The 20683-nt window shown below is 68.1% G+C and carries 21 protein-coding genes; 14 read left to right on the top strand and 7 right to left on the bottom strand.

Going from position 1 to position 20683, the window contains the following annotated elements:
- Nucleotides 1–11: 11 nt before the first annotated feature.
- Genes LTT66_RS01705 through LTT66_RS01695 form a run of 3 tightly spaced genes read left to right on the top strand, consistent with a single transcriptional unit; the run spans nt 12 to nt 2623 of the window.
- On the top strand, nt 12–875 hold the full coding sequence (locus tag LTT66_RS01705; RefSeq protein WP_233068950.1) for an ABC transporter substrate-binding protein: 864 nt from the start codon (nt 12–14) through the stop codon (nt 873–875).
- Nucleotides 876–878: 3 nt separating this feature from the next.
- Nucleotides 879–1838, top strand: coding sequence for an amino acid ABC transporter permease (locus tag LTT66_RS01700; protein ID WP_233063392.1), 960 nt, complete (start codon nt 879–881; stop codon nt 1836–1838).
- Between the two features lie 32 nt (nt 1839–1870).
- Nucleotides 1871–2623: an amino acid ABC transporter ATP-binding protein gene (locus LTT66_RS01695; RefSeq protein ID WP_233068949.1), complete on the top strand. Its 753-nt coding sequence runs from the start codon at nt 1871–1873 to the stop codon at nt 2621–2623.
- 186 nt (nt 2624–2809) lie between these two features.
- Here LTT66_RS01695 and LTT66_RS01690 read toward each other — a convergent pair whose 3' ends face one another.
- Nucleotides 2810–3709, bottom strand: coding sequence for a LysR family transcriptional regulator (locus tag LTT66_RS01690; protein ID WP_233063390.1), 900 nt, complete (start codon nt 3707–3709; stop codon nt 2810–2812).
- A gap of 71 nt (nt 3710–3780) precedes the next feature.
- On the opposite strand from LTT66_RS01690, the gene LTT66_RS01685 reads away from it, so the two are divergent.
- From LTT66_RS01685 to LTT66_RS01670, 4 genes are all read left to right on the top strand, one after another.
- On the top strand, nt 3781–5133 hold the full coding sequence (locus LTT66_RS01685; protein WP_233063389.1) for an FAD-binding oxidoreductase: 1353 nt from the start codon (nt 3781–3783) through the stop codon (nt 5131–5133).
- A gap of 80 nt (nt 5134–5213) precedes the next feature.
- Entirely contained in the window at nt 5214–6098 is an 885-nt protein-coding gene (locus LTT66_RS01680) for an SPFH domain-containing protein (protein WP_233063387.1), read from the top strand.
- A gap of 11 nt (nt 6099–6109) precedes the next feature.
- Nucleotides 6110–6268, top strand: coding sequence for a toxin-antitoxin system HicB family antitoxin (locus LTT66_RS01675; protein WP_168434213.1), 159 nt, complete (start codon nt 6110–6112; stop codon nt 6266–6268).
- A gap of 102 nt (nt 6269–6370) precedes the next feature.
- Nucleotides 6371–6679, top strand: coding sequence for a hypothetical protein (locus tag LTT66_RS01670; RefSeq protein ID WP_233063386.1), 309 nt, complete (start codon nt 6371–6373; stop codon nt 6677–6679).
- On the opposite strand, the gene LTT66_RS01665 is transcribed toward LTT66_RS01670, so the two are convergent.
- A complete protein-coding gene (locus LTT66_RS01665) occupies nt 6657–7508 on the bottom strand; it encodes a class I SAM-dependent methyltransferase (RefSeq protein WP_233063385.1) in 852 nt (283 codons plus the stop codon). The two genes, LTT66_RS01670 and LTT66_RS01665, sit on opposite strands and share 23 nt — an antisense overlap.
- 242 nt (nt 7509–7750) lie before the next feature.
- On the opposite strand from LTT66_RS01665, the gene rpsA reads away from it, so the two are divergent.
- Nucleotides 7751–9217 carry a 30S ribosomal protein S1 gene (gene rpsA / locus LTT66_RS01660; RefSeq protein ID WP_195034069.1) on the top strand — a complete coding sequence of 489 codons (1467 nt, stop codon included), beginning with the start codon at nt 7751–7753 and terminating at the stop codon, nt 9215–9217.
- Nucleotides 9218–9287: 70 nt separating this feature from the next.
- Here the strand turns inward: rpsA and LTT66_RS01655 are convergent, their stop codons facing one another.
- Both LTT66_RS01655 and LTT66_RS01650 read right to left on the bottom strand, forming a co-directional pair.
- Nucleotides 9288–9857 carry a hypothetical protein gene (locus tag LTT66_RS01655; RefSeq protein WP_233063384.1) on the bottom strand — a complete coding sequence of 190 codons (570 nt, stop codon included), beginning with the start codon at nt 9855–9857 and terminating at the stop codon, nt 9288–9290.
- Between the two features lie 154 nt (nt 9858–10011).
- Nucleotides 10012–10689 (bottom strand): NAD(P)-dependent oxidoreductase, encoded by a 678-nt coding sequence (locus LTT66_RS01650; protein ID WP_233063383.1) that lies wholly within the window; start codon nt 10687–10689, stop codon nt 10012–10014.
- A gap of 85 nt (nt 10690–10774) precedes the next feature.
- On the opposite strand from LTT66_RS01650, the gene LTT66_RS01645 reads away from it, so the two are divergent.
- Both LTT66_RS01645 and coaE read left to right on the top strand, forming a co-directional pair.
- Complete coding sequence (locus LTT66_RS01645) at nt 10775–11476, top strand: TetR/AcrR family transcriptional regulator (protein ID WP_233063382.1); 702 nt, start codon at nt 10775–10777, stop codon at nt 11474–11476.
- 1342 nt (nt 11477–12818) lie between these two features.
- A complete protein-coding gene (gene coaE / locus LTT66_RS01640) occupies nt 12819–14030 on the top strand; it encodes a dephospho-CoA kinase (RefSeq protein WP_233063381.1) in 1212 nt (403 codons plus the stop codon).
- Nucleotides 14031–14077: 47 nt separating this feature from the next.
- On the opposite strand, the gene LTT66_RS01635 is transcribed toward coaE, so the two are convergent.
- Together LTT66_RS01635 and LTT66_RS01630 are read right to left on the bottom strand one after the other, a co-directional pair.
- The gene (locus tag LTT66_RS01635; protein ID WP_233063380.1) at nt 14078–14602 is read right to left on the bottom strand and encodes a DUF402 domain-containing protein; all 525 of its coding nucleotides are present in this window, start codon (nt 14600–14602) and stop codon (nt 14078–14080) included.
- Between the two features lie 57 nt (nt 14603–14659).
- Nucleotides 14660–15310, bottom strand: a complete 651-nt coding sequence (locus LTT66_RS01630) for a DUF402 domain-containing protein (RefSeq protein ID WP_233063379.1) — start codon at nt 15308–15310, stop codon at nt 14660–14662.
- A gap of 264 nt (nt 15311–15574) precedes the next feature.
- Here LTT66_RS01630 and uvrB point away from each other — a divergent pair, with 264 nt between their 5' ends.
- Nucleotides 15575–17764, top strand: a complete 2190-nt coding sequence (gene uvrB / locus LTT66_RS01625) for an excinuclease ABC subunit UvrB (RefSeq protein WP_220135087.1) — start codon at nt 15575–15577, stop codon at nt 17762–17764.
- 62 nt (nt 17765–17826) lie between these two features.
- Here the strand turns inward: uvrB and LTT66_RS01620 are convergent, their stop codons facing one another.
- A complete protein-coding gene (locus LTT66_RS01620; RefSeq protein WP_233063378.1) occupies nt 17827–18297 on the bottom strand; it encodes a VOC family protein in 471 nt (156 codons plus the stop codon).
- Nucleotides 18298–18349: 52 nt separating this feature from the next.
- Here LTT66_RS01620 and LTT66_RS01615 point away from each other — a divergent pair, with 52 nt between their 5' ends.
- The 3 genes from LTT66_RS01615 (at nt 18350) to LTT66_RS01605 (ending at nt 20644) form a co-directional block, all read left to right on the top strand.
- Complete coding sequence (locus tag LTT66_RS01615) at nt 18350–19252, top strand: helix-turn-helix domain-containing protein (RefSeq protein WP_233063377.1); 903 nt, start codon at nt 18350–18352, stop codon at nt 19250–19252.
- Nucleotides 19253–19280: 28 nt separating this feature from the next.
- The gene (locus tag LTT66_RS01610) at nt 19281–19694 is read left to right on the top strand and encodes a DoxX family protein (protein WP_233063376.1); all 414 of its coding nucleotides are present in this window, start codon (nt 19281–19283) and stop codon (nt 19692–19694) included.
- A gap of 497 nt (nt 19695–20191) precedes the next feature.
- Nucleotides 20192–20644: a universal stress protein gene (locus tag LTT66_RS01605; RefSeq protein ID WP_195068594.1), complete on the top strand. Its 453-nt coding sequence runs from the start codon at nt 20192–20194 to the stop codon at nt 20642–20644.
- The last annotated feature ends 39 nt before the right edge of the window (nt 20645–20683 follow it).

Below are 20683 nucleotides of genomic sequence, written 5' to 3'. Positions count from 1 at the left end.
TGCGAGCCGCCATGGGCGCGGTCGCCGCGGGCGCACTCGTGTTGACCGGATGTACCACCAACACCGAGGAAACCGGCCCCTCGGTGGCCAAGGTGCAGGTGGACAAGGTCGACCAGATCGCCGCGCAGCTACCCGACAAGATCAAGCAGTCCGGCAAGCTCGTGGTCGGCGTGAACATCCCCTACCAGCCGAACGAGTACAAGGACGCCAGCGGCCGGATCGTCGGCTTCGACGTCGACCTGATGGACGCGGTCGCCTCCGTGCTCGGCGTGAAGGCCGAATACGTCGAGTCGGCCTTCGAGAAGATCATCCCGGCGATCCAGGCCGGTACCTACGACGTGGGCATGTCGTCGATCACCGATTCCAAGGAACGCGAGCAGCAGGTCGACTTCACCACGTACTTCAAAGCGGGCGTCCAGTGGGCCCAGCAGAAGGGCAAGCCGGTCGACCCGGAGAACGCCTGCGGCAAGAAGGTCGCCGTTCAGGCCACGACCGTGGAGCACACCGACGAGGTGCCCGCCAAGAGCGCCAAGTGCGTCGCCGAGGGCAAGCCCGCGATCGATATCAAGCCGTTCGACGAGCAGAGCGCCGCGACCAACGCACTGGTGCTCGGCCAGGTCGACGCCATGTCGGCCGACTCCCCGGTGACCGCGTACGCGATCAAGCAGAGCGGCGGCAAGATCGAGACCGCGGGGCCGGTGTTCGACTCCGCGCCCTACGGCTGGGCGGTGCCCAAGGGCGCGCCGCTGGCCGCCGTACTGCAGAAGGCCGTCCAGCACCTGATCGACAACGGCAAGTACCTCGAGATCACGAAGAACTGGGGTGTCCAGGAAGGCGCCATCACCACGTCCGTAATCAACGGCGCCGTGAGCTGATCGATGGCGGACCACGACACTCGGCCTGCGCCCGGTGATCCCGGGCCCGGCGGAGCGGATTCGACGCGGGAGCCGGAGCCGATCAAAGCGGTTCCGCTGCGCAGGCCGGGGCGCTGGATAGCGGCGGCGGTCATCCTCGTCCTGGTGGCGCTGTTCGTCTACGGCGCCGCGACGAACCCGGCCTATCGCTGGGACACCTACGGGAAGTACCTGTTCGACAGCCGGATCACCGCGGGCGCCATCGTGACGCTGGAACTGACGGTGTGCGCGATGGCGATCGCGGTCGCGCTCGGGACGATGCTGGCCGTGATGCGGCTGTCGCCGAACCCGGTGCTGCGCGCCACGGCGTGGGTGTATCTGTGGATCTTCCGCGGCACCCCGGTGTTCGTGCAACTGGTGTTCTGGGGTTTGGTCCCCTCGCTCTACAGCCAGATCCAGTTGGGCGTTCCGTTCGGGCCGCAGTTCTTCCAGCTCGACGTGCAGCAATTGCAGGCCGCGTTCACCTTCGCGGTGCTCGGCCTCGGCCTCAACGAAGCCGCCTACATGGCCGAGATCGTCCGCGCGGGGATCAACTCCGTCGGCGAGGGGCAGCGGGAGGCGTCGTTCGCGCTCGGCATGTCCTGGAATCAGACCATGCGCCGCACGGTGCTGCCGCAAGCCATGCGCGTGATCATCCCGCCGACCGGCAATGAGCTCATCGGCATGCTGAAGACCACCTCGCTGGTCACCGGCATCCCGCTGAGCACCGACCTCTTCGGCCGGGCGCGCGACATCTACGGCGTGAACTTCCAGCCCATTCCGCTGCTGCTGGTCGCCGCCACCTGGTACTTGGCGATCACGAGCGTGCTCATGGTCGGGCAGTACTACTTGGAGCGCTATTACTCGCGCGGCGTCTCCCGCAGCCTGACCGCCAAGCAGCTGCAGGAGCTCGCCGACGCCCAGCAGGTGGAGAAGGCGAAATGAGCGTGGACGTCCAGAAGACCACGTCCGCTCCGATGATCGTGGCGGACCGGGTCTGCAAGAACTTCGGGGCGCTGCAGGTGCTCAAGGGCGTTTCGCTCGAGGTGGGCCGCGGCGAGGTGCTGTGCCTGATCGGGCCGTCCGGTTCGGGCAAGTCCACCTTCCTGCGCTGCATCAACCACCTGGAGCAGGTGAACGCGGGCCGGCTCTACGTCGACGGCGAGATCGTGGGTTACCGGGAGAAGAGCGGCAAGCTCTACGAGATGCACCCGCGCGAGGCGGCCAAGCAGCGCCGCGAGATCGGCATGGTGTTCCAGCACTTCAATCTGTTCCCGCACCGGACCGCGCTGGAGAACATCATCGAGGCGCCCACCCAGGTGAAGAAAGTGCGCAAGGCGGACGCGCTGACCAGGGCGCGCGAACTGCTGGACCGGGTCGGCCTGGCGGACAAGGCGAACGCCTACCCGGCGCAACTGTCCGGCGGTCAGCAGCAGCGCGTGGCGATCGCCCGCGCGCTGGCCATGGATCCCAAGCTCATGCTGTTCGACGAGCCGACCTCCGCGCTGGATCCTGAGTTGGTCGGCGAGGTCCTCACGGTCATGCGGGAACTCGCGCACTCGGGCATGACGATGGTCGTGGTGACCCACGAGATGGGTTTCGCCCGTGAGGTCGCCGATCAGTTGGTGTTCATGGACGCCGGTGTCGTCGTGGAGGCGGGACCGCCCCGGGAGCTGCTGGCCGATCCGCGGCACGACCGCACCAAGGCGTTCCTCTCGCGACTGCTCTGAACCGGCGCCACGGGTCCGACCCGGGGAGCCACAGCCGTCACACCGGCCGAGCGAGAACCGTTCGGTGTCCGGCGGCCGCTCTTCGACCGGCCGCGCGGCCCGATCGATCGACCAGATCCGGCGGTGGCCCGGTGTCGGGCGGTCCGGTTGACGCGAGTGATGCCGGTGGCCCGAGCGCTCCTCGCATCACCTGTCGGCGCGCAAAGCGATCCGCAGTTGCCCCAGGAGCACTTTGGCCGCGGGACTCGCGGGCCGGTCGGTGCGCCAAGCCAGCGCGAGGCGCCCGCGCGGCTCCGGCTCGACGATGCGTACCGTCCGCACCCCGAAAGCCGCGGCCTCCTCGTCGGTGAGTTCGGGCACGACGGCGACGCCGAGACCGCGTGCGGCCAAGCGCAGCAGCAGCGCGGGCGCCGCCGCCTCGTAGGCGATGCCGGGTTCGAATCCGGCCGCCGCGCACGCCCGCTCGAAGACGCCGCGGATTCCGGTGCCGTGGGTAAGGCAGATCAGCGGACGATCCCGTAGCGCGGTGAGTGGAATCTCGGCGCCGTAGCCGGGGTCGCCCGCGGCGACCGCGGCCACCACCGCGGTCTCCAGCACCACTTCGACGCCGATGCCGGGATCGAGCTCCGCGCCGGTCATCCCGATCAGGGCGATATCCAGCTCGCCCCGGCCGAGGGCGGCCAGCATCCGCTCGGAGGTGTCCTCGGTGAGGCTGATGCCGACCCGGGGGTGGTCGTGGTGGAAATCGGCGAGCACGGCGGCGACGTCGAATTCCTCGACCGCCGCCCCGGAGACCAGGCCGACCCGGACCTGACCCCGCAGCAACCCGCTGAACTCGTCCACCGTGTGGGCGACCCGCTCGGCGGCGGCGAGCGCCGCCCGGGCATGGGGCAGGACGGCGGCGCCGATCTCGGTCAAGGTCACCGTGCGCCCGCCACGGTCGAGCAGCGGGTGGCCGAGTTCGCGTTCCAGCTGCCGGATCTGTGCGCTGAGACCGGGCTGAGCCAAGTGCAGCCGAGCCGCCGCGCGGGTGAAGCTCGCTTCCTCCGCGATGGTGACGAAGTACCGCAGGTGCCGCAATTCCATAACTATTCATTATAGGAGCAAGAAGAGCTATCTGTTTTACTTCTTTCTGATGGTGGAGCAAGGTCGAAGCCATGGGAAACAACGCCGCAACAAACGTCGACATCTTCACCGGCCCGGTCTTCCGCCCTGGCGAGGACGGTTACGACGCGGAGATCGCCGGCTTCCAGACCGCCTACACGCATCGGCCCGCGTTGATCGTCGGCGCCGCGCACGCCGAGGATGTGCGCGCCGCCGTGGAGTACGCCGCGCGCCACGACCTGCCGATCGCCGTGCAGGCCACCGGCCACGGGCTGTCCGTCGCCACGGACGGCGGCGTGCTGATCAGCACGCGGCGGATGACCGCCATCCGGATCGATCCGGACCGCCGGACCGCGCACGTCGGCGCGGGTGTGCGCGCGGGCGCGCTGGTCGAAGCGGCGGCTGAGCACGGGTTGGCGCCGCTGAACGGTTCGTCGCCGTCGGTGGGCGTGGTGGGCTATCTGCTCGGCGGTGGCGTCGGGCTGCTCGCGCGCCGGTTCGGGTACGCGGCCGAGCATGTGCGCTCGATCGAGCTGGTCACCGCCGACGGGCGGATGCGCACGCTCACGGCGGACGACGAGCTGTTCGGCGCGGTGCTCGGCAGCGGAGGCAATTTCGGTGTCGTGACCGGGCTGGAAGTCGGCCTGGTCCCGGTCGCCGCGGTGTACGGCGGGCAGCTGGTGTTCGACACGCCGCTGGTGGAGCGGGCACTGGAGGTGTGGCGACAATGGACCGCGACCGTGCCGGAGGAATTGACCTCGACGGTCGCCATGCTCGCCTATCCGGACATCCCGCAGCTGCCCGAGCCGCTGCGCGGCCGGTACGTCGCGTCGATCCGGATCGCGTACAGCGGTCCGGCGGAGGAGGGGGAACGATTGGTCGCCCCGCTGCGGGCGGTCGGCGAACGACTCGAGGACGACCTGCGCGCGATGCCATACACCGAGTCGCACACCATTCACAGCGACCCGGACCATCCGCACGCCTATGCCGCCACGAACGCGCTGCTCGGCGAGTTCACGCCGGAAGCGGCGGCGGCGCTGCTGGCCGCCGCGGGCCCGGATTCCGGCGCCGGAGCGGTTGTCGACGTCCGGCATCTCGGTGGCGCGCTGGCCCGCGCGGGCGAGGCCGCAATCGCGGTGGACCATCGCGAGGCCGCTTACCTCGTACGGATCATCACTGGCCCCGAGGACGCCGCGGCCCGCGCCGATATCCGTGCCGCGCTGACGCCGTGGACTCTCGGGCACAGTTTGAACTTCCTCTACGGCGCGGGCGGCGAAGCGGACGAGGCGCAGACTCGCGCGGGATATCGGCCGGACACCTACGCCCGGCTGGCCGCGCTCAAGGCTCGGCACGACCCGCGCAACCTGTTCCGCTTCAACCGCAATATCCGACCGGACGCCGGGTGAGCGCACCGCCGCCGCGCCCTGGTGCGGTGCGGCGGCGCCATGCTATCTTCGTGATATCACTCTGATATTGGGAGGATGTCATGCAGTTTCGACCCGCGTTCCACGTCAACGGCTTCCTGGTGCTGCTGGGGTGGTTCGTGCTCACTGTCCTGTTCGGCGGCGGCGCGGCGCTCGGCTTCGTCGCGGGCGCCCGCCACGACAACGCGCTGTTCGTGGTCGGCGCCGTGGCGGCGATCGTCGTGGTCGTCGTCCTGCTGTTGCTGGCGACCGGTTTGACCGTGGTGAACCCGAACGAGGCCAAGGTGGTGCAGTTCTTCGGCCGCTACATCGGCTCGGTCAGCGAGCCGGGCTTCTTCTCGGTGCTCCCGCTGACCGACCGCAAGAGCATCTCGCTGCGCGTGCGGAATTTCGAGACGCAGAAGCTCAAGGTCAACGACGCCGACGGCAATCCGGTGGAGATCGCCGCGGTGGTCGTCTACCGGGTGGTGGACAGCTTCAAGGCCGCCTTCGCCGTCGACGACTACGAGGAGTACGTCGAGACCCAGTCCGAGGCGGCTGTGCGTCACCTGGCCACGACGCACCCCTACGACGCGCACGAGGACGACCGCACCAGCCTGCGCGACGGAACCGAGGTCGCCGAGGAGCTGACTGTCGAACTGCGTGAGCGGACCGAGCTGGCGGGCATCGAGGTGCTGGAGGCGCGGATCACCCACCTCGCCTACGCACCCGAGATCGCCCAGGCCATGCTGGTTCGCCAGCAGGCCAACCAGGTGGTCGCCGCGCGCACCCGGATCGTCGAGGGCGCGGTCGGCATGGTCGGCCTGGCCCTGGAGCGGCTCGCCCAGGAGGGCATGGTGGAGCTGGACGAGGAGCGCAAGGCGGCCATGGTGTCGAACCTGCTCGTCGTGCTCTGCGGTGACCGTCCGACCCAGCCCGTCGTCAACGCCGGTTCGCTCTACTCCTGAGGCGGCGCCCCGTGGCCGAGCGCAAGAAACTGCTGCTACGCCTGGACCCGGCCGTCCACGACGCCATCGCGAAGTGGGCGGCCGACGACCTGCGCAGTATCAACGCCCAGATCGAGTACGCGCTGCGCCTGGCGCTGGAGCAGGCCGGGCGCAAACCGAAGTCGCAGTGACGCGACCTCGATACCGATCAGAGATGGTGCCCCGGCCCCGGGGCGCGAAGACTTGCATGGAAATCGGCAAATGTCCGGCAGTCCGCAGCGAAAGGGGAAGTGATGACCACGATTGTGCACATCGACGACACCGTGCGCGACTACGAGACGTGGAAGCCTGCGTTCGACGGTCTCGAGCAGTACTTCGCGGAGGCGGGAGCCCGCAACTGCCGCGTGGCGCGATTCACGCACAACCCGAACCGGGTGCTCGTCGAGCTGGATTTCGACACCATGGCGGAGGCCGAAGCGTTCCGGGACGGATTGCACAAGCTCATCGACCTGCCTCGGACGCAGGTGCTGCTGGTCAGTCATGAGGTCGCTATCCTCGAACTGGTCGAGGACCGGCGCCTCACGCTCCGGGCTTCCTCGTGACGAAGATCGCCGTACCGGGGAACAGCTCGCCGCGCAGCGGGCTCCACTGCCCCCATTCGCGGTCGAGCCATTCCGGCCATTCCGGTTCCACGATGTCCTCCACCACCAGTCCCGCCGCGACGATCTCCCGCACCCGGTCGCCGATGGTCCGATGGTGCTCGACGTAGGTGGGCACGTTGTCGCCGTCGACCTCGACGTAAGGGGTCCGATCGAAGTACGGGATGGTGGCGGTGAGACCGGCCGGACCCGGATCGTCCGGGAAGATCCAGCGCATCGGGTGGTTCACCGAGAAGACCCAGCGCCCTCCGGGGCGCAGCACCCGCGCCACCTCCCGCATCACCAGCGCCGAGTCGGCGACGAACGGCACGGCGCCGAATGCCGAGCAGGCCAGATCGAACGAGGCGTCCGGGAACGGAAGGGTCTCCGCGTCCGCCTGCACCAGCGGCACCCGCGGGCCGCCGCGCGCCATCGCCGCCAGCCCCCGTTCCAGCATCCCGCGCGACAGGTCGAGCCCGACCGGCCGCGCGCCCTGTCCGGCCAGCCAGCGTGCGCACGGTGCCGAGCCACAGCCGATCTCCAATACCAGCTTGCCGGTGACATCGCCGAGCAATCGCATGTCGCCTTCGTGCAGGCCCTCCGGGCACCACACGAACTCGCCGCCGGGGGAGTCGACGCCGAGGAACTCCGCGTGCGTCTCGTGGTATTGGGCGGCATCGGCGTCCCACCATCGCCGGCTGGCCATCCTGCTGGCCGCCGATCCGATCCGGGTCCGGGCGATGCCCGACGTTCCGAGCAGTGCGTTTGCTTGCGCATGGCGATCTTCCGACACGCCGATCAGACTATCGGCGTGGCGGCCTGACCGGTTTGCCCGCCCGGACCGAGGTCGCGTACGCTGAACGGCGCGAGTGCCTTCCGTACAACCGTACCGAAGTTCACACCGTGCTGAGTTTCACGCGCGTCGCGTGCGGTACGTTCCTAAGTGTCCGTCTTCACACCTCGCGGTGAGATCGCAGCGTACCGAAAGTTCCAATGTCCGCAACCGACCACAATCCGTCCGGAGCAAACCGACATATGCCCACCACCGTCACCTCGCCGCAGGTAGCCGTCAACGACATCGGCTCCGCCGAGGATTTCCTCGCCGCCATCGACGCCACGATCAAGTACTTCAACGACGGCGACATCGTCGAAGGAACCATCGTCAAGGTCGATCGCGACGAGGTCCTGCTCGACATCGGTTACAAGACCGAAGGCGTCATCCCCTCTCGTGAGCTTTCCATCAAGCACGACGTCGACCCCAACGAGGTCGTTTCCGTGGGCGATGAGGTCGAGGCTCTTGTTCTCACCAAGGAGGACAAGGAAGGCCGCCTGATCCTGTCGAAGAAGCGGGCGCAGTACGAGCGTGCGTGGGGCACCATCGAGGAGCTCAAGGAGAAGGACGAGGCCGTCAAGGGCACCGTCATCGAGGTCGTCAAGGGCGGCCTGATCCTCGACATCGGGCTGCGCGGCTTCCTGCCCGCCTCGCTCGTCGAGATGCGGCGGGTCCGCGATCTGCAGCCGTACGTCGGCAAGGAGATCGAGGCCAAGATCATCGAGCTGGACAAGAACCGCAACAACGTGGTGCTGTCCCGCCGTGCCTGGCTGGAGCAGACCCAGTCCGAGGTGCGCAGCGAGTTCCTGCACCAGCTGCAGAAGGGCCAGGTCCGCAAGGGTGTGGTCTCCTCGATCGTCAACTTCGGCGCCTTCGTCGACTTGGGCGGCGTGGACGGTCTGGTGCACGTCTCCGAGCTGTCCTGGAAGCACATCGACCACCCGTCCGAGGTTGTCGAGGTCGGCAACGAGGTCACCGTCGAGGTGCTCGACGTCGATCTGGATCGCGAGCGCGTCTCGCTGTCGCTGAAGGCGACCCAGGAAGACCCGTGGCGTCAGTTCGCCCGCACCCACGCGATCGGCCAGATCGTGCCGGGCAAGGTCACCAAGCTCGTTCCGTTCGGCGCGTTCGTCCGCGTCGAGGAGGGCATCGAGGGCCTGGTGCACATCTCCGAGCTGGCCGAGCGCCACGTCGAGGTGCCGGACCAGGTCGTGGCCGTCGGCGACGACGCGATGGTCAAGGTCATCGACATCGACCTGGAGCGTCGCCGGATCTCGCTGAGCCTCAAGCAGGCCAACGAGGACTACCACGCCGAGTTCGACCCGTCGAAGTACGGCATGGCCGACAGCTACGACGAGCAGGGCAACTACATCTTCCCCGAGGGCTTCGACCCCGACACCAACGAGTGGCTCGAGGGCTTCGACAAGCAGCGCGAGGAGTGGGAAGGCCGCTACGCCGAGGCGGAGCGTCGCCACAAGATGCACACCGCGCAGATGGAGAAGATGGCGGCCGACGCCGCGGCCGAGGCCGCGAACGGCGGCGGCGCGTCGAACTACTCCTCCGAGAGCGGTTCGCAGTCCTCCGCCAGCCAGGCCGAGTCCGCCGGCGGTTCGCTGGCCAGCGACGCGCAGCTGGCGGCGCTGCGCGAGAAGCTGTCCGGCAACGCCTGATAGGCAATAGCTAGACCGACTGTGCCCCAACCGGAATCCGGTTGGGGCACAGTCGTTTTCGTGGTGCTCGTCAACGCCCCGCGGGGCGCTTACGGCGATGCGGCCGCCGGATCCCCCGCGAAGGCTTCGTCGTCCCGCGCTGCACTTCCGGAGTCTCCTCGGGAGGCTCTGCCGCCTCGTGTGGCGCCACCATCTGAGCCGTGGTGAGCGCGACGACCTGGATCTGCTCGAGCCGCAAACCGAGCGAAGCCAGCCGGGCGATGACGCCGAGCCGGTGCTCCGGCAAGCCGGGGCGAATCGGCAGCGGGTCCCGTTCCGGACGAGGCAGGACGTAGCTGCGGAGTACGGCGTCGTACCGCACGGGCACGCCGTCGCGGACAGCCCGGTAGGCCTCCAGGTCCAGCGTCTTGTGCCGGATCGGGTCGATCATCAGCGACTCGACGAACTGCTCCGCCTGCCGTAGCCACGGCTCCTGGTCCGACGGGTCCAAGTGCTCGACCCGCTGGGCCACGCGCCACCGATAGTCCTCCGCGGCACTGCGCAGCAGAGCGCGGTGCCGCTCGATCTCCGCCGCGAAGGCCACGAGCTCTTCGTGGTCCACGGCGACCGGGTCGGGCGTCGAAGCTTGAACGTCGGGCATGGGGACCCCTATCTCTCGGGTTGCGGATTACTTTGCGTGGCAACCAGATCGACGTCCGGCAAGTTCTATTGTGCCGGAGGGGTCCGACAGAAACGCCGCCAAGTGCGGCCCCGGTCCGATAACCGCGGTGAATCCGTTGCTGTCCGCGCGCCGCTCAGTACCCGACGGTGAAACGGCGCTGGAGGAAGCGGGGTTGCTCGGCTTCGTCGAGCAGGGCGACCGCCACGTCCTCGGCGGAGATGTCCGCGCCGCCGAGCAATAGCTGATCGCCGCCGATCCGAAAGCGACCGGTGCGCTCGCCGGGATTGATCCGCCCCGACGACGGGCTCAGGTAGGTCCAATGGCGGTTGGACAACCGGTAGATGTCCAAGGCGTCGCGTAGGGCGCGCACTACCCGGGCGTATTCCGCCGGGACCTCGAGCACGTCGGTGAGGGTGCGGGTGAACTCGTCCCCGATGTCCAGCAGTTGCACGCCGGGTGCGACCTCCAGGCTGCCCGCTCCGCCCACCGCGATCAGCCGGACCCGCGGCTGCCGGTCGAGCGCGGCGACCATCGCCCGCGCGCCCACGACGAAATCGTCCGCGTGGGCGATGGTGTCGGGGATGCCGTGCCCGACGTTCACCGCGCTCACGACGACGTCGAGCCCGGCGACGGCCGCGGCGATGCTGTCGGCGTCCAGCCAGTCGGCCACCGCCCACGTCTCGTCACCGCGTTCGGCGGGAAACCGCCCCGCGTCGCGAGTGAAGGCGGTGACCCGGTGCCCCCGCCGCAGTGCTTCGGCGACGACCCGCGAACCGATGACGCCGGTCGCTCCGAAAACCCCGATGTCCACGACTACTCCTCAATGCCGTTCATTTACTACACGCCGTTCAGAAAGGATACGGGCGATAGTAGCCCAACGCTGTAGAGTGTCAACCGTGGCCGAGATCGTCAGGAGTCGCCGGGAGCGCTTGCGCGCGCAGGCGCTGGAGGACATCAAGACAATCGCCATGCGCTTGCTCGCCGAGGGCGGCCCGGATGCGATCTCCCTGCGTGCCATCGCCCGTGAGATGGGGATGACGGCGGGCGCGATCTACGGCTACTACGCCACCCGCGACGAGTTGATCTCCACGCTCATCTCCGACGTGTACACCACCTTGGTGGACCGGCTCGAGGCGGCGCGAGATGCCGTTGCGGTGCACGATCCGGCCGGTCGCGTCGTGGCCTGGGCCGAGGCCGTGCGCGGTTGGGCGGTCGAGCGGCCCGCCGAATTCCGCCTCATCTACGGCGATCCGGTGCCCGGCTATCGACCACCGCCGGGCGGGCCTGCCACGGCGGCCGAATTACGCGCCTGCACCGGCCTGGTCGGTCTCGCGGCCGCCGCGTGGCCACGGGCCGCGGCTACGCAGACAACGGGTGACTGCGTGTGGTCCGATTTCGACGCGAGCCTGGCCGAGCATGTCCGGGCCGACTTCCCCGATCTGCCTCCCGACGCGCTCGCCCTCGCCCTGCGAATGTGGGGCCGGATGCATGGACTGATCGCGCTCGAGGTGTACGGCCATTTGCGTCCGCAAACACCGGATCCGGCAAAGCTTTTCCGCGCCGAGCTGCGCGACCTTGTTCGCTCGCTCGGCTTTTAGGCACGCCGTCACTGCGGCGCGAATGCTGGGGCCTGGCAGCGACACCGGGAACTGGGGACCTAGCGCCGCCCGTGGTGTCGCCGCGAGGGGCTCCGACTCGGCGGGGCCGTCGGCGATGTCGTGAAAGGCATTGGCTGCCGAATCCGCCTGGGCAGCTCCACTCGGCGGCCACGTGATCCGGCCCTGCTCCCGGCCTCTCGATGCTGACCGCTGCCTCGCCGGACGGACGGTGGAAGGGGAGATTGCCGGGAATACGCCACGTCGCGAATCGGCAATGTCCGGCAGTGTGCCCGCGCCCGATATCCGGATTCCGCGCATACCGTCGCCATCGCCGTCACTGATTTTCGGTTCGATTCGTGAATCGGCGGTTCCATGCCGTACCGCTTTCCGGCCGGTCCGTACGATTCTCTCCGGGATCAATGCATGTGTCGGTTCGGGTCGACCGCAGCACCGCTGGGCCCGACGTGCCGGAAACTACCGGAGAGTGCGGGCTGCATTCTCCATACTGCGAGCGCCAGAGAAGGTGCTGGTTCTGACCGGGGCGCAGGCGAGAATTTCCGGACGATCGAATTCGCGGGTAGGTGCTGTAACGACCGGCGGATGGGGCCTCACCCCCCGCTGACCGTTCTTGCATCTGTACTTACATTTCCGTGATGTCCGAGATCGGCCGACCGACGCATCGACCTGTGGGTCGGTCGGATCACCTTGTGGCGCATCGAATCAGGATGTGGTGCGCGCAAAAGAGTGGCCCAGCCTTGGCGAGAGGCTGGGCCACTTCGAACTCGGGTTCAGCTTGCGGTAGCAGGTACCCACCGGACCGCGGGTGCGGCCGGACGGTTCCGCATGGCAGCGAAACTGTGCCGCGCGGGACTGATGAACGCGGTGAACCAAGAGCGACGGTGCTCCGCGAGCGCCGCCGCGACGGCAGGGATCTGAATGCAGTGCACTCGCCCCGCCATGCCCAGGCGGTGGCGACCCGTCTGGTTGATTCTGGTGCCCAATGGTGTTCCTTTGCATCGCTGGTGTCGGCCTGGATCGCCACGGCGAAGATTAGCGGAACGAAAGTGCTCGGCAGAGTATTTTGCGCGAGTAATTGCTTCGGCGTGTCGGAAAGGCGCGTCGGCCCGACCGCAAACATCCGGAATTGTTGCGAATCGGTCTCGGCGCAGTCACGGATCGGGCAAAAGGACGCGTAAGTGGTGGAATGCGCGGGCGCAACGGGTAATCGGCAGGATCGCCCGCTGTCCGGCCGATTCGCCGCTGCTCCCACGGCGAGTGACGCGGCCCGGCGGCGCTCGGGGCGGCGGACGCGCGCGCCGCTCCCGGATGCGAGACTGGTCGAATGTTACGAATCGGCCTCACCGGAGGCATGGGAGCGGGCAAGTCGACGGTGTCTCGGGCACTCGCCGACCTCGGTGCGGTGGTGATCGACTCGGACCTGATCGCACGGGAGGTCGTCGAGCCGGGCACCGAGGGCCTGGCCGCGCTGGTGGCGGCGTTCGGGTCCGGCATCCTGGCCGCGGACGGCAGCCTCGATCGGCCCGCGTTGGCGGCCAAGGCATTCGGTGACGACGCGGCACGCGCGAAACTGAATTCGATCACGCATCCGCTCGTCGGAAAGCGCACCGCGGAATTGATCGCCGCCGCCCCCGCGGATGCGATCGTCGTGCAAGATATTCCGCTGCTGGTGGAAAATGGTCTCGCACCGTTGATGAATCTCGTGCTCATCGTCGACGTGGACGCCGAAACGCGAATTCGCCGTCTGGTGGAATTCCGTGGCGTGGTCGAATCCGATGCGCGGGCGCGTATTTCCGCGCAAGCCACCGATGAACAGCGGCGAGCCGTTGCCGATGTGTTGCTGGACAACAGTGGCGCGCCCGGCACGGTCGAAGCCGAGGTGCGCCGACTCTGGGTCGAGCGTTTGGTGCCGTTCGAGCGCAACCTGCGGGCCGGGACGCCCGCGCGCCGCACGGAGATCCGGCTCGTGCCCGCCGATCCCGACTGGCCCGCGCAGGCGCAACGGCTGATCGCCCGGCTCTGGGTGGCCTGCGGCACTGCCGCGTCTCGCATCGACCACGTCGGCTCCACCTCGGTGCCGGGGCTGCCCGCCAAGGACGTGATCGATCTCCAGATCACGGTGGCCGGCCTGGCCGCCGCCGACGGCCTGCGCGACGCCCTCGGCGCCGCGGGGTTCCCGGTGCGGCCGGAGGTCACCCAGGACAATCCCAAGCCGACGCCGCAGGACCCAGCGGGCGTCGATGCCGCACTGTGGGTCAAGCGTTTCCATCAGAACGCCGACCCTGGCCGGTTGGCCAATGTGCACATCCGGGTCGAGGGCTCACCCGGCCAGCAATACGCGCTACTGCTGCGGGAGTGGCTGCGCGCCGACGCCGGCGCACGCGCGGAGTATCTCGCCGTCAAGCGCGAGGGCGAGGCCAAGGCGGCGGGGCTGACCGGCGCGGAGGCGACCTCGGCCTACCTCGAGGTCAAGGAGCCGTGGTTCGACGCCGCCTACCCGAGGGCCTTGGCCTGGCGGGACTCGCCGGCGTCCTAGTCACCGGCCGAGCGCTCGAGGCTGTGTCCCAGCCGTCCCGGCGGGGGCTACAGCCAGGTCAGCGTGATGTCCATGGTGTCGAGCCAACCCTCGAGGGTGTGGCCGTTGGCGGCGATGCCGTCGATGGCGGCGGTGGCGTGCTGGACGGCGGCCTCGGCGTCGGCGAGAGTGATCAGTCCGGCGGCGTGCGCGGCGATCAGTTCGTCGACGTCGAGCAGTTGTGTGTCGCGCGTGGAGCGCACGACGACGTCGAGGTAGTGATCGACGGACTTCCACGTCTTCGGGCCGACCACGGTGAAGTCACCGACGTCGAGGTAGTAGTCCTGGTCGCGCCGATGCGCGGGCAAGTAGTGGAAGATCGTCGCGCGCAGGTGCAGCTTCGGCAGCAACCAGGACTCGATGTAGTGGAACTGCGGATGATCCGAGGTGCGCGCCATGTACAGGCCCCACGGCTCGACGCGGTACTTCTCGACCGGGCGCACGAAGCCTTTCGGATCCGTGTTCGTCAGATCCGCGAGGTTGAAGTACTCCACTTTGGGCCGGTGCACGTCGACGGTGGGTGGCTGCGTCATGCACTAAGAATCTACCGTCGCGCCCGACGCGTCGAGTCGGGCGCGGTAACCGGTGAGCTACATCCAGGTGAGGGTGATGCCGTGCGTGGCGAGCCAGTCCTCCACGCAGTGGTCGTGCGTGGCCAAGCCGTCCAGTACCGCAGTGGCCCGCTCGAAGGCCCGGTGCGCCTGTGCGGTGTCGACCAGTCCGGCCGCGTGCGCGGCGAGCAGCTCGTTCACGCCGAGGAGTTCGGCGCTGCGGCCGGGACGCACGGCGATGTCCAGGTACTGGTCCACCGCCTTCCAGCGCTTCGGGCCGATCCGGGTGAACTCGCCGATGTCGAGCCGATAGACCGGGTCCCGGTGGTGCGCCGGATTGGTCCTGGCCAATGTCGCCCGCAACGAGAGTTCCGGCAGCAACCACGATTCGAGATAGTGCGAGTCCGGCCCGCCGACCGCGCGCGCCATGTACAGGCCCCACGGTTCGACGTGGAAACGGTCGACCGGGCGGACGAAGCCTTTGGCGTCGGTATTGGTGAGCTCGGCCAGATTGAAGAACTCCACTCGCGGCCGGTGCGGCGCGGGGGTGGCCGGGGCGATCGCCCCTGGTGGGGCGGCTGTGGGGGCGCCGGTGACGGAAGGAACCGCCGCGCGGAGATCCCTGGCGACGTACCCGGCGAGGCCGGTCACGGCCGGCACGGCGACGAGCAATGGAAGCAGACCGCTCATGGCTTTGTCCTTCACCACATCCGAACAACCAGATCAGGTTACACCTGGCGCAGGGTCGCCGCGTGGTTCACGGAAAGGAGTTCTCGAGCACGAAACATATTGCGGCAACGGACATTTCGGACATGTAACCATCTCATCCCAGCGGGCCTGCGCGGGCTGTGCGGACGGGGTGACACACTCGCGCGTCCCGCGCGGTGATCGCCGGGCGGGGATCATCCACCGTCCCCCGGGAATCTGTCGGTGGCTCCGCCTAGGCTGGTGAGCATGGCATTCGCAACCGAGATTCCGGCGGAGGGCTTCGAGGACAGGGCGGCCGAGCAGCCGCTCGCGCACTCGGAGTTCCGTCCGGTCGGCGAGATCGAGCGCGTCGGCGGCCGGTTCGAGGTGGTCAGCGAACACCAGCCGGCGGGCGACCAGCCTGCCGCGATCGCCGAGCTGGAGCGCAGGATCACAGCGGGGGAGCGCGACGTGGTGCTGCTCGGCGCCACCGGCACGGGAAAATCGGCCACCACGGCCTGGCTGATCGAGCGGCTGCAGCGGCCGACGCTGGTGATGGCGCCGAACAAGACCCTCGCCGCCCAGCTGGCCAACGAGCTGCGCGAGATGCTGCCGAACAACGCCGTCGAGTACTTCGTCTCCTACTACGACTACTACCAACCCGAGGCGTACATCGCCCAGACCGACACCTACATCGAGAAGGACAGCTCGATCAACGACGACGTCGAGCGCCTGCGCCATTCGGCGACCTCCAGCCTGCTGTCCCGGCGCGACGTGGTGGTGGTCGCCTCGGTGTCGTGCATCTACGGCCTCGGCACGCCGCAGTCGTATCTCGACCGGTCGGTGCAGCTGGAGGTGGGCTCCGAGCTCGATCGGGACGCGCTGCTGCGGCTGCTGGTCGACGTGCAGTACACCCGCAACGACATGGCGTTCACCCGCGGCTCCTTCCGGGTGCGCGGTGACACCGTGGAGATCATCCCGTCCTACGAGGAGCTCGCCGTCCGCATCGAGTTCTTCGGCGACGAGATCGAGGCGCTGTACTACCTGCACCCGCTCACCGGTGACGTGGTCCGCCAGGTCGACATGCTGCGGATCTTCCCCGCCACCCACTATGTGGCGGGGCCGGAGCGGATGGAGCGCGCGGTGCGCGATATCGAAGCCGAGCTGGAGCAGCGGCTGGCCGAGCTGGAACGCCAGGGCAAGCTACTGGAGGCGCAGCGGCTGCGCATGCGCACCCAGTACGACCTGGAGATGATCCGCCAGGTCGGGTTCTGCTCCGGCATCGAGAACTACTCGCGCCACATCGACGGCCGCCCGGCCGGCTCGGCGCCCGCGACGCTGCTGGACTACTTCCCGGAGGACTTCCTGCTCGTCATCGACGAGTCGCACAACACCGTCCCGCAGATCGGCGGCATGTACGAAGGCGACATGTCCCGCAAGCGCAACCTGGTGGAATACGGCTTCCGGTTGCCGTCCGCCGTGGACAACCGCCCGCTGACCTGGGAGGAATTCGCCGATCGCATCGGGCAGACGGTCTACCTGTCGGCCACGCCCGGTCCGTACGAGCTCGGGCAGACCGGCGGCGAGGTGGTCGAGCAGGTGATCCGGCCGACCGGCCTGGTCGATCCCAAGGTCGTGGTGAAGCCGACGAAGGGCCAGATCGATGATCTGATCCACGAGATCAGGGGGCGTACCGAGCGCGACGAGCGCGTCCTGGTCACCACGCTGACCAAGAAGATGGCCGAGGACCTCACCGATTACCTGCTCGGGCTGGGGGTGCGGGTGCGCTATCTGCACTCCGAGATCGACACCCTGCGTCGCGTCGAGTTGCTGCGGCAGCTGCGGCTCGGCGAATACGACGTGCTGGTGGGCATCAACCTGCTGCGCGAGGGTCTCGACCTGCCCGAGGTGTCGCTGGTGGCGATCCTCGACGCGGACAAGGAAGGATTCCTGCGCAGCACCACCGCGCTGATCCAGACGATCGGCCGCGCGGCACGCAACGTCTCCGGCGAAGTGCACATGTACGCGGACAAGGTCACCGACTCCATGCAGTTCGCCATCGACGAGACCGAGCGCCGCCGCGCGAAACAGGTCGCCTACAACGAAGCGATGGGCATCGATCCGCAGCCGCTGCGCAAGAAGATCGCCGACATCCTCGACCAGGTGTACCGGGAGGCCGACGAGACCGAGGTGGAGATCGGCGGCTCCGGGCGCAATGCCAGCCGCGGCAGGCGCGCGCAAGGCGAGCCCGGCCGCGCGGTGAGCGCGGGCGTGTACGAGGGCCGCGACGTCAAGTCGATGCCTCGTGCCGAACTCGCCGATCTCGTGAAGGAGCTCACCGCGCAGATGATGAACGCGGCCCGTGAGTTGCAGTTCGAACTCGCCGGGCGGTTGCGCGACGAGATCGCGGATCTGAAGAAGGAACTGCGCGGCATGGACGCCGCCGGATTGAGTTGAGCGCCGCACCGGCGCTGCCTCCGCGGACCGGGAGCCGGGTCACCGCGGAGGCAGCCGGAGCGTCACGACTGGGTCGCCATCCACTCGTTCACACGGCGCTCGGCCTCCTCGCGCGGCACGTCCTCGACCTTGGTGAGCACCGCCCAGCGGTGGCCGAACGGATCGATCACGACGCCGAAGCGGTCGCCGGTCACGAAGGTCTGCGGCTCCTCGACGTTGCGGGCACCGTGTTCGACGGCGCGGCGCACGACCGCGTCGACATCCGGGCAGTAGTGCACGATCGAGGTGTGCACCCATTCGCCGTTCGGTGCCAGCAAGCCGCTGTCCGGGATCGGCATTCCCATCTGCAGGGTCGAGTCGCCGATCTTCAACTCGGCGTGCGCGGGCTGGCCGTCGGGCAGATCGTTGCGGCTGATCACCTCGGCGCCGAAGACGGCGGTGTAGAACTCGATGGCCTTGTTCCCGTCGCCGACGGCGAGAAAACAAGTGATCGAGTGGTAGCCGTCGGCAATGGGATTCACTGTGTTCGTCATGACCACAACTCTCGCCCGTGGCGGGCGATGGGTCTTGTAAGAAAGCGACACCGTGCCCGGTAGCGCCGAATCGTCGCCCGGCGAGCCGCCGCGTGCTCGCAATCCACTGGCGCCCACCGACACCAAAGGAATCCTGCATCCGGACGAACAGGCCAAGCATCGTTCGCTGGTCAGGTTGCCGCCGGGCCGGGCGGTGGACCGCTATGTCGAGTGGTACTGGGCGGTGCGCTGGGATCTTCGGGGCAGGCCGCCGTACCGGGCGGAGGTGCTGTCCTATCCGAGCGTGAACATCACCTTCGAAAGATCCGGCGCGCGTACCGGCGGATTCGTCAACGGCGTGACCACCACGAAGTTCATCCGCGAACTCAGCGGGCTCGGCGAGACATTCGGCATCCGTTTCCGTGCGGGCGGCTTCGGCGCGTTCACCGGCCTCGATGTCGGCTCGTTGCGCGACCGCGCTGTGCCCATCGCCGACGTGCTGCCCGAGGCCGCGGGCCTGACCGAGCGGGTGCTCGACGCGCCGACGGTCGAGCAGCGCCGCGGCGTCGTCGAGGAATACCTCACGAAACGTCCGGCGACCGCGGACCCGACCTACCGGTTGGTGCTGCGCATTGTCGAGGCGATGGCCACCGACCAAGAGCTCACCAGGGTCGATCAGATCGCCGAGCGGTTCGATGTGCCCGCCCGCACGCTGCAGCGCATGTTCCGCCGGTACGTCGGCGCCGGGCCGAAATGGGTGCTGCGGCGCTACCGGTTGCAGGACGGCGCGGACCTGCTCGCGAAAGGCCGCATCGAGGATCTCGCCGCGTTGGCCGCGGAACTGGGCTATTTCGACCAGGCACACTTCTCGCGTGAATTCACCGCGGAAGTGGGTATGGCACCCCTGGAATACGCCAAGAATTCGCTACATTTCCGCAACGAGGTCACTGCCAAGGTCATGCCGACGCGGCGTTAGTTGCCGGACAGCCGACGAGGAGCCGGACATGGATATCGTGGTGTTGATCGGACGGGTGTTGTTCGCGGTGCTGTTCCTGACTTCCGCCGTCGGGCATTTCACCCGGACCGAAGTGATGGCGGGGTATGCGCAGAGCAAAGGCATCCCGATGGCGAAGGCGTCGGTGCTCGGCTCGGGCGTGCTGTTCGGCCTCGGCGGCCTGAGCGTGCTGCTGGGTGTCTGGGCCGATCTCGGTTCGCTGCTGCTGGCGATCACACTGCTGTCGACCGCCGTCGTGATGCACCGGTTCTGGCAGGAGAGCGACCCGCAGGGCAAGCAGGGCGAGATGATCCAGTTCAACAAAGACCTCGCCTTGAGCGGCGCCGCCCTGATGCTGTTCGCGTTCTTCGCACACGTGGACGAACTCGGATTGACCATCACCGGGCCGCTTTTCGACCTCTAGTCCCTCCGCGGAGCCTGGACCGCGCGCTAATATTTGCGCGTCCTTTTACCGCAGGAAGAGGAAGCCATGGACATCATCGGAGCGATTCTCGGCATATTCTGGGCAAACTATCGGCAGTGGCCGTAGCGGCGGGCCGATCCGGGCCCGATCGGCCCGCCACGGCTGGTGATTCCTCCGGCCGGGCGGGCCGAACTTCCTGTGACGGACCTGGCTCTGTGACGAATATCCCAGGGTTGCAACACTGTTCGAGGCGGTTGTGGCACATCACAGGTTTGGTTCCGGTGAATTGGGTCTGCGCTGGTTGGTAAGGCATTTCCGGCATTCCCTGGCGAATCCGCGGCTGGAATGGCGGAACACCCCGAGTGTGATGTCTTGCGATTTCTGAAATTTCCGTACCGTTTGCCGCTATGGTCGAGCCCAGTCGCCGCGCCGACGCCCCCTCCAACGGGGACGACACCGCGCGCAGCACCGGACCCACCGCATAGTTGGAGGAGAGAATGACCGCCTACCGGACCATTGTCGTCGGTACCGATGGCTCGGACTCGTCGTACGTCGCCGTCGAGAAGGCCGGGTCGCTGGCCGGCGTCTCCGGCGCGACCCTGGTCGTGGCCTGCGCTTACTACCCGACCGACGACCGCGATGTCGCCGCCGCGGCCGACGTGCTCAAGGAGGAGGCCTACCAGGTACGCGGTTCCGCGCCGACCAACGAGATCCTGCGCATCGCCAGGGACAAGGCGATCGCCGCGGGTGCGGCCGACATCGTCGAGCGCGCCATCGTCGGCGAGCCGGTGGAGTCGCTGCTGTCGCTGATGAAGGAGGTCGACGCCGACCTGCTGGTCGTCGGCAACCGGGGCCTGAACACCCTGGCCGGACGGCTGCTCGGGTCGGTGCCCTCCGACGTGGCGCGCAAGTCCCGCTCGGACGTGCTGATCGTGCACACCGTGCGCTGATTGTCGTCCAGCCCGAAAGGCTCCGTGCCCGTCGCGAAC

The sequence above is a fragment of the Nocardia gipuzkoensis genome (assembly GCF_021183645.1).
GTDB lineage: Bacteria > Actinomycetota > Actinomycetes > Mycobacteriales > Mycobacteriaceae > Nocardia > Nocardia abscessus.
Note: the sequence above shows the minus strand (reverse complement) of the source record. Positions and strands in the feature narration are given on the sequence as shown.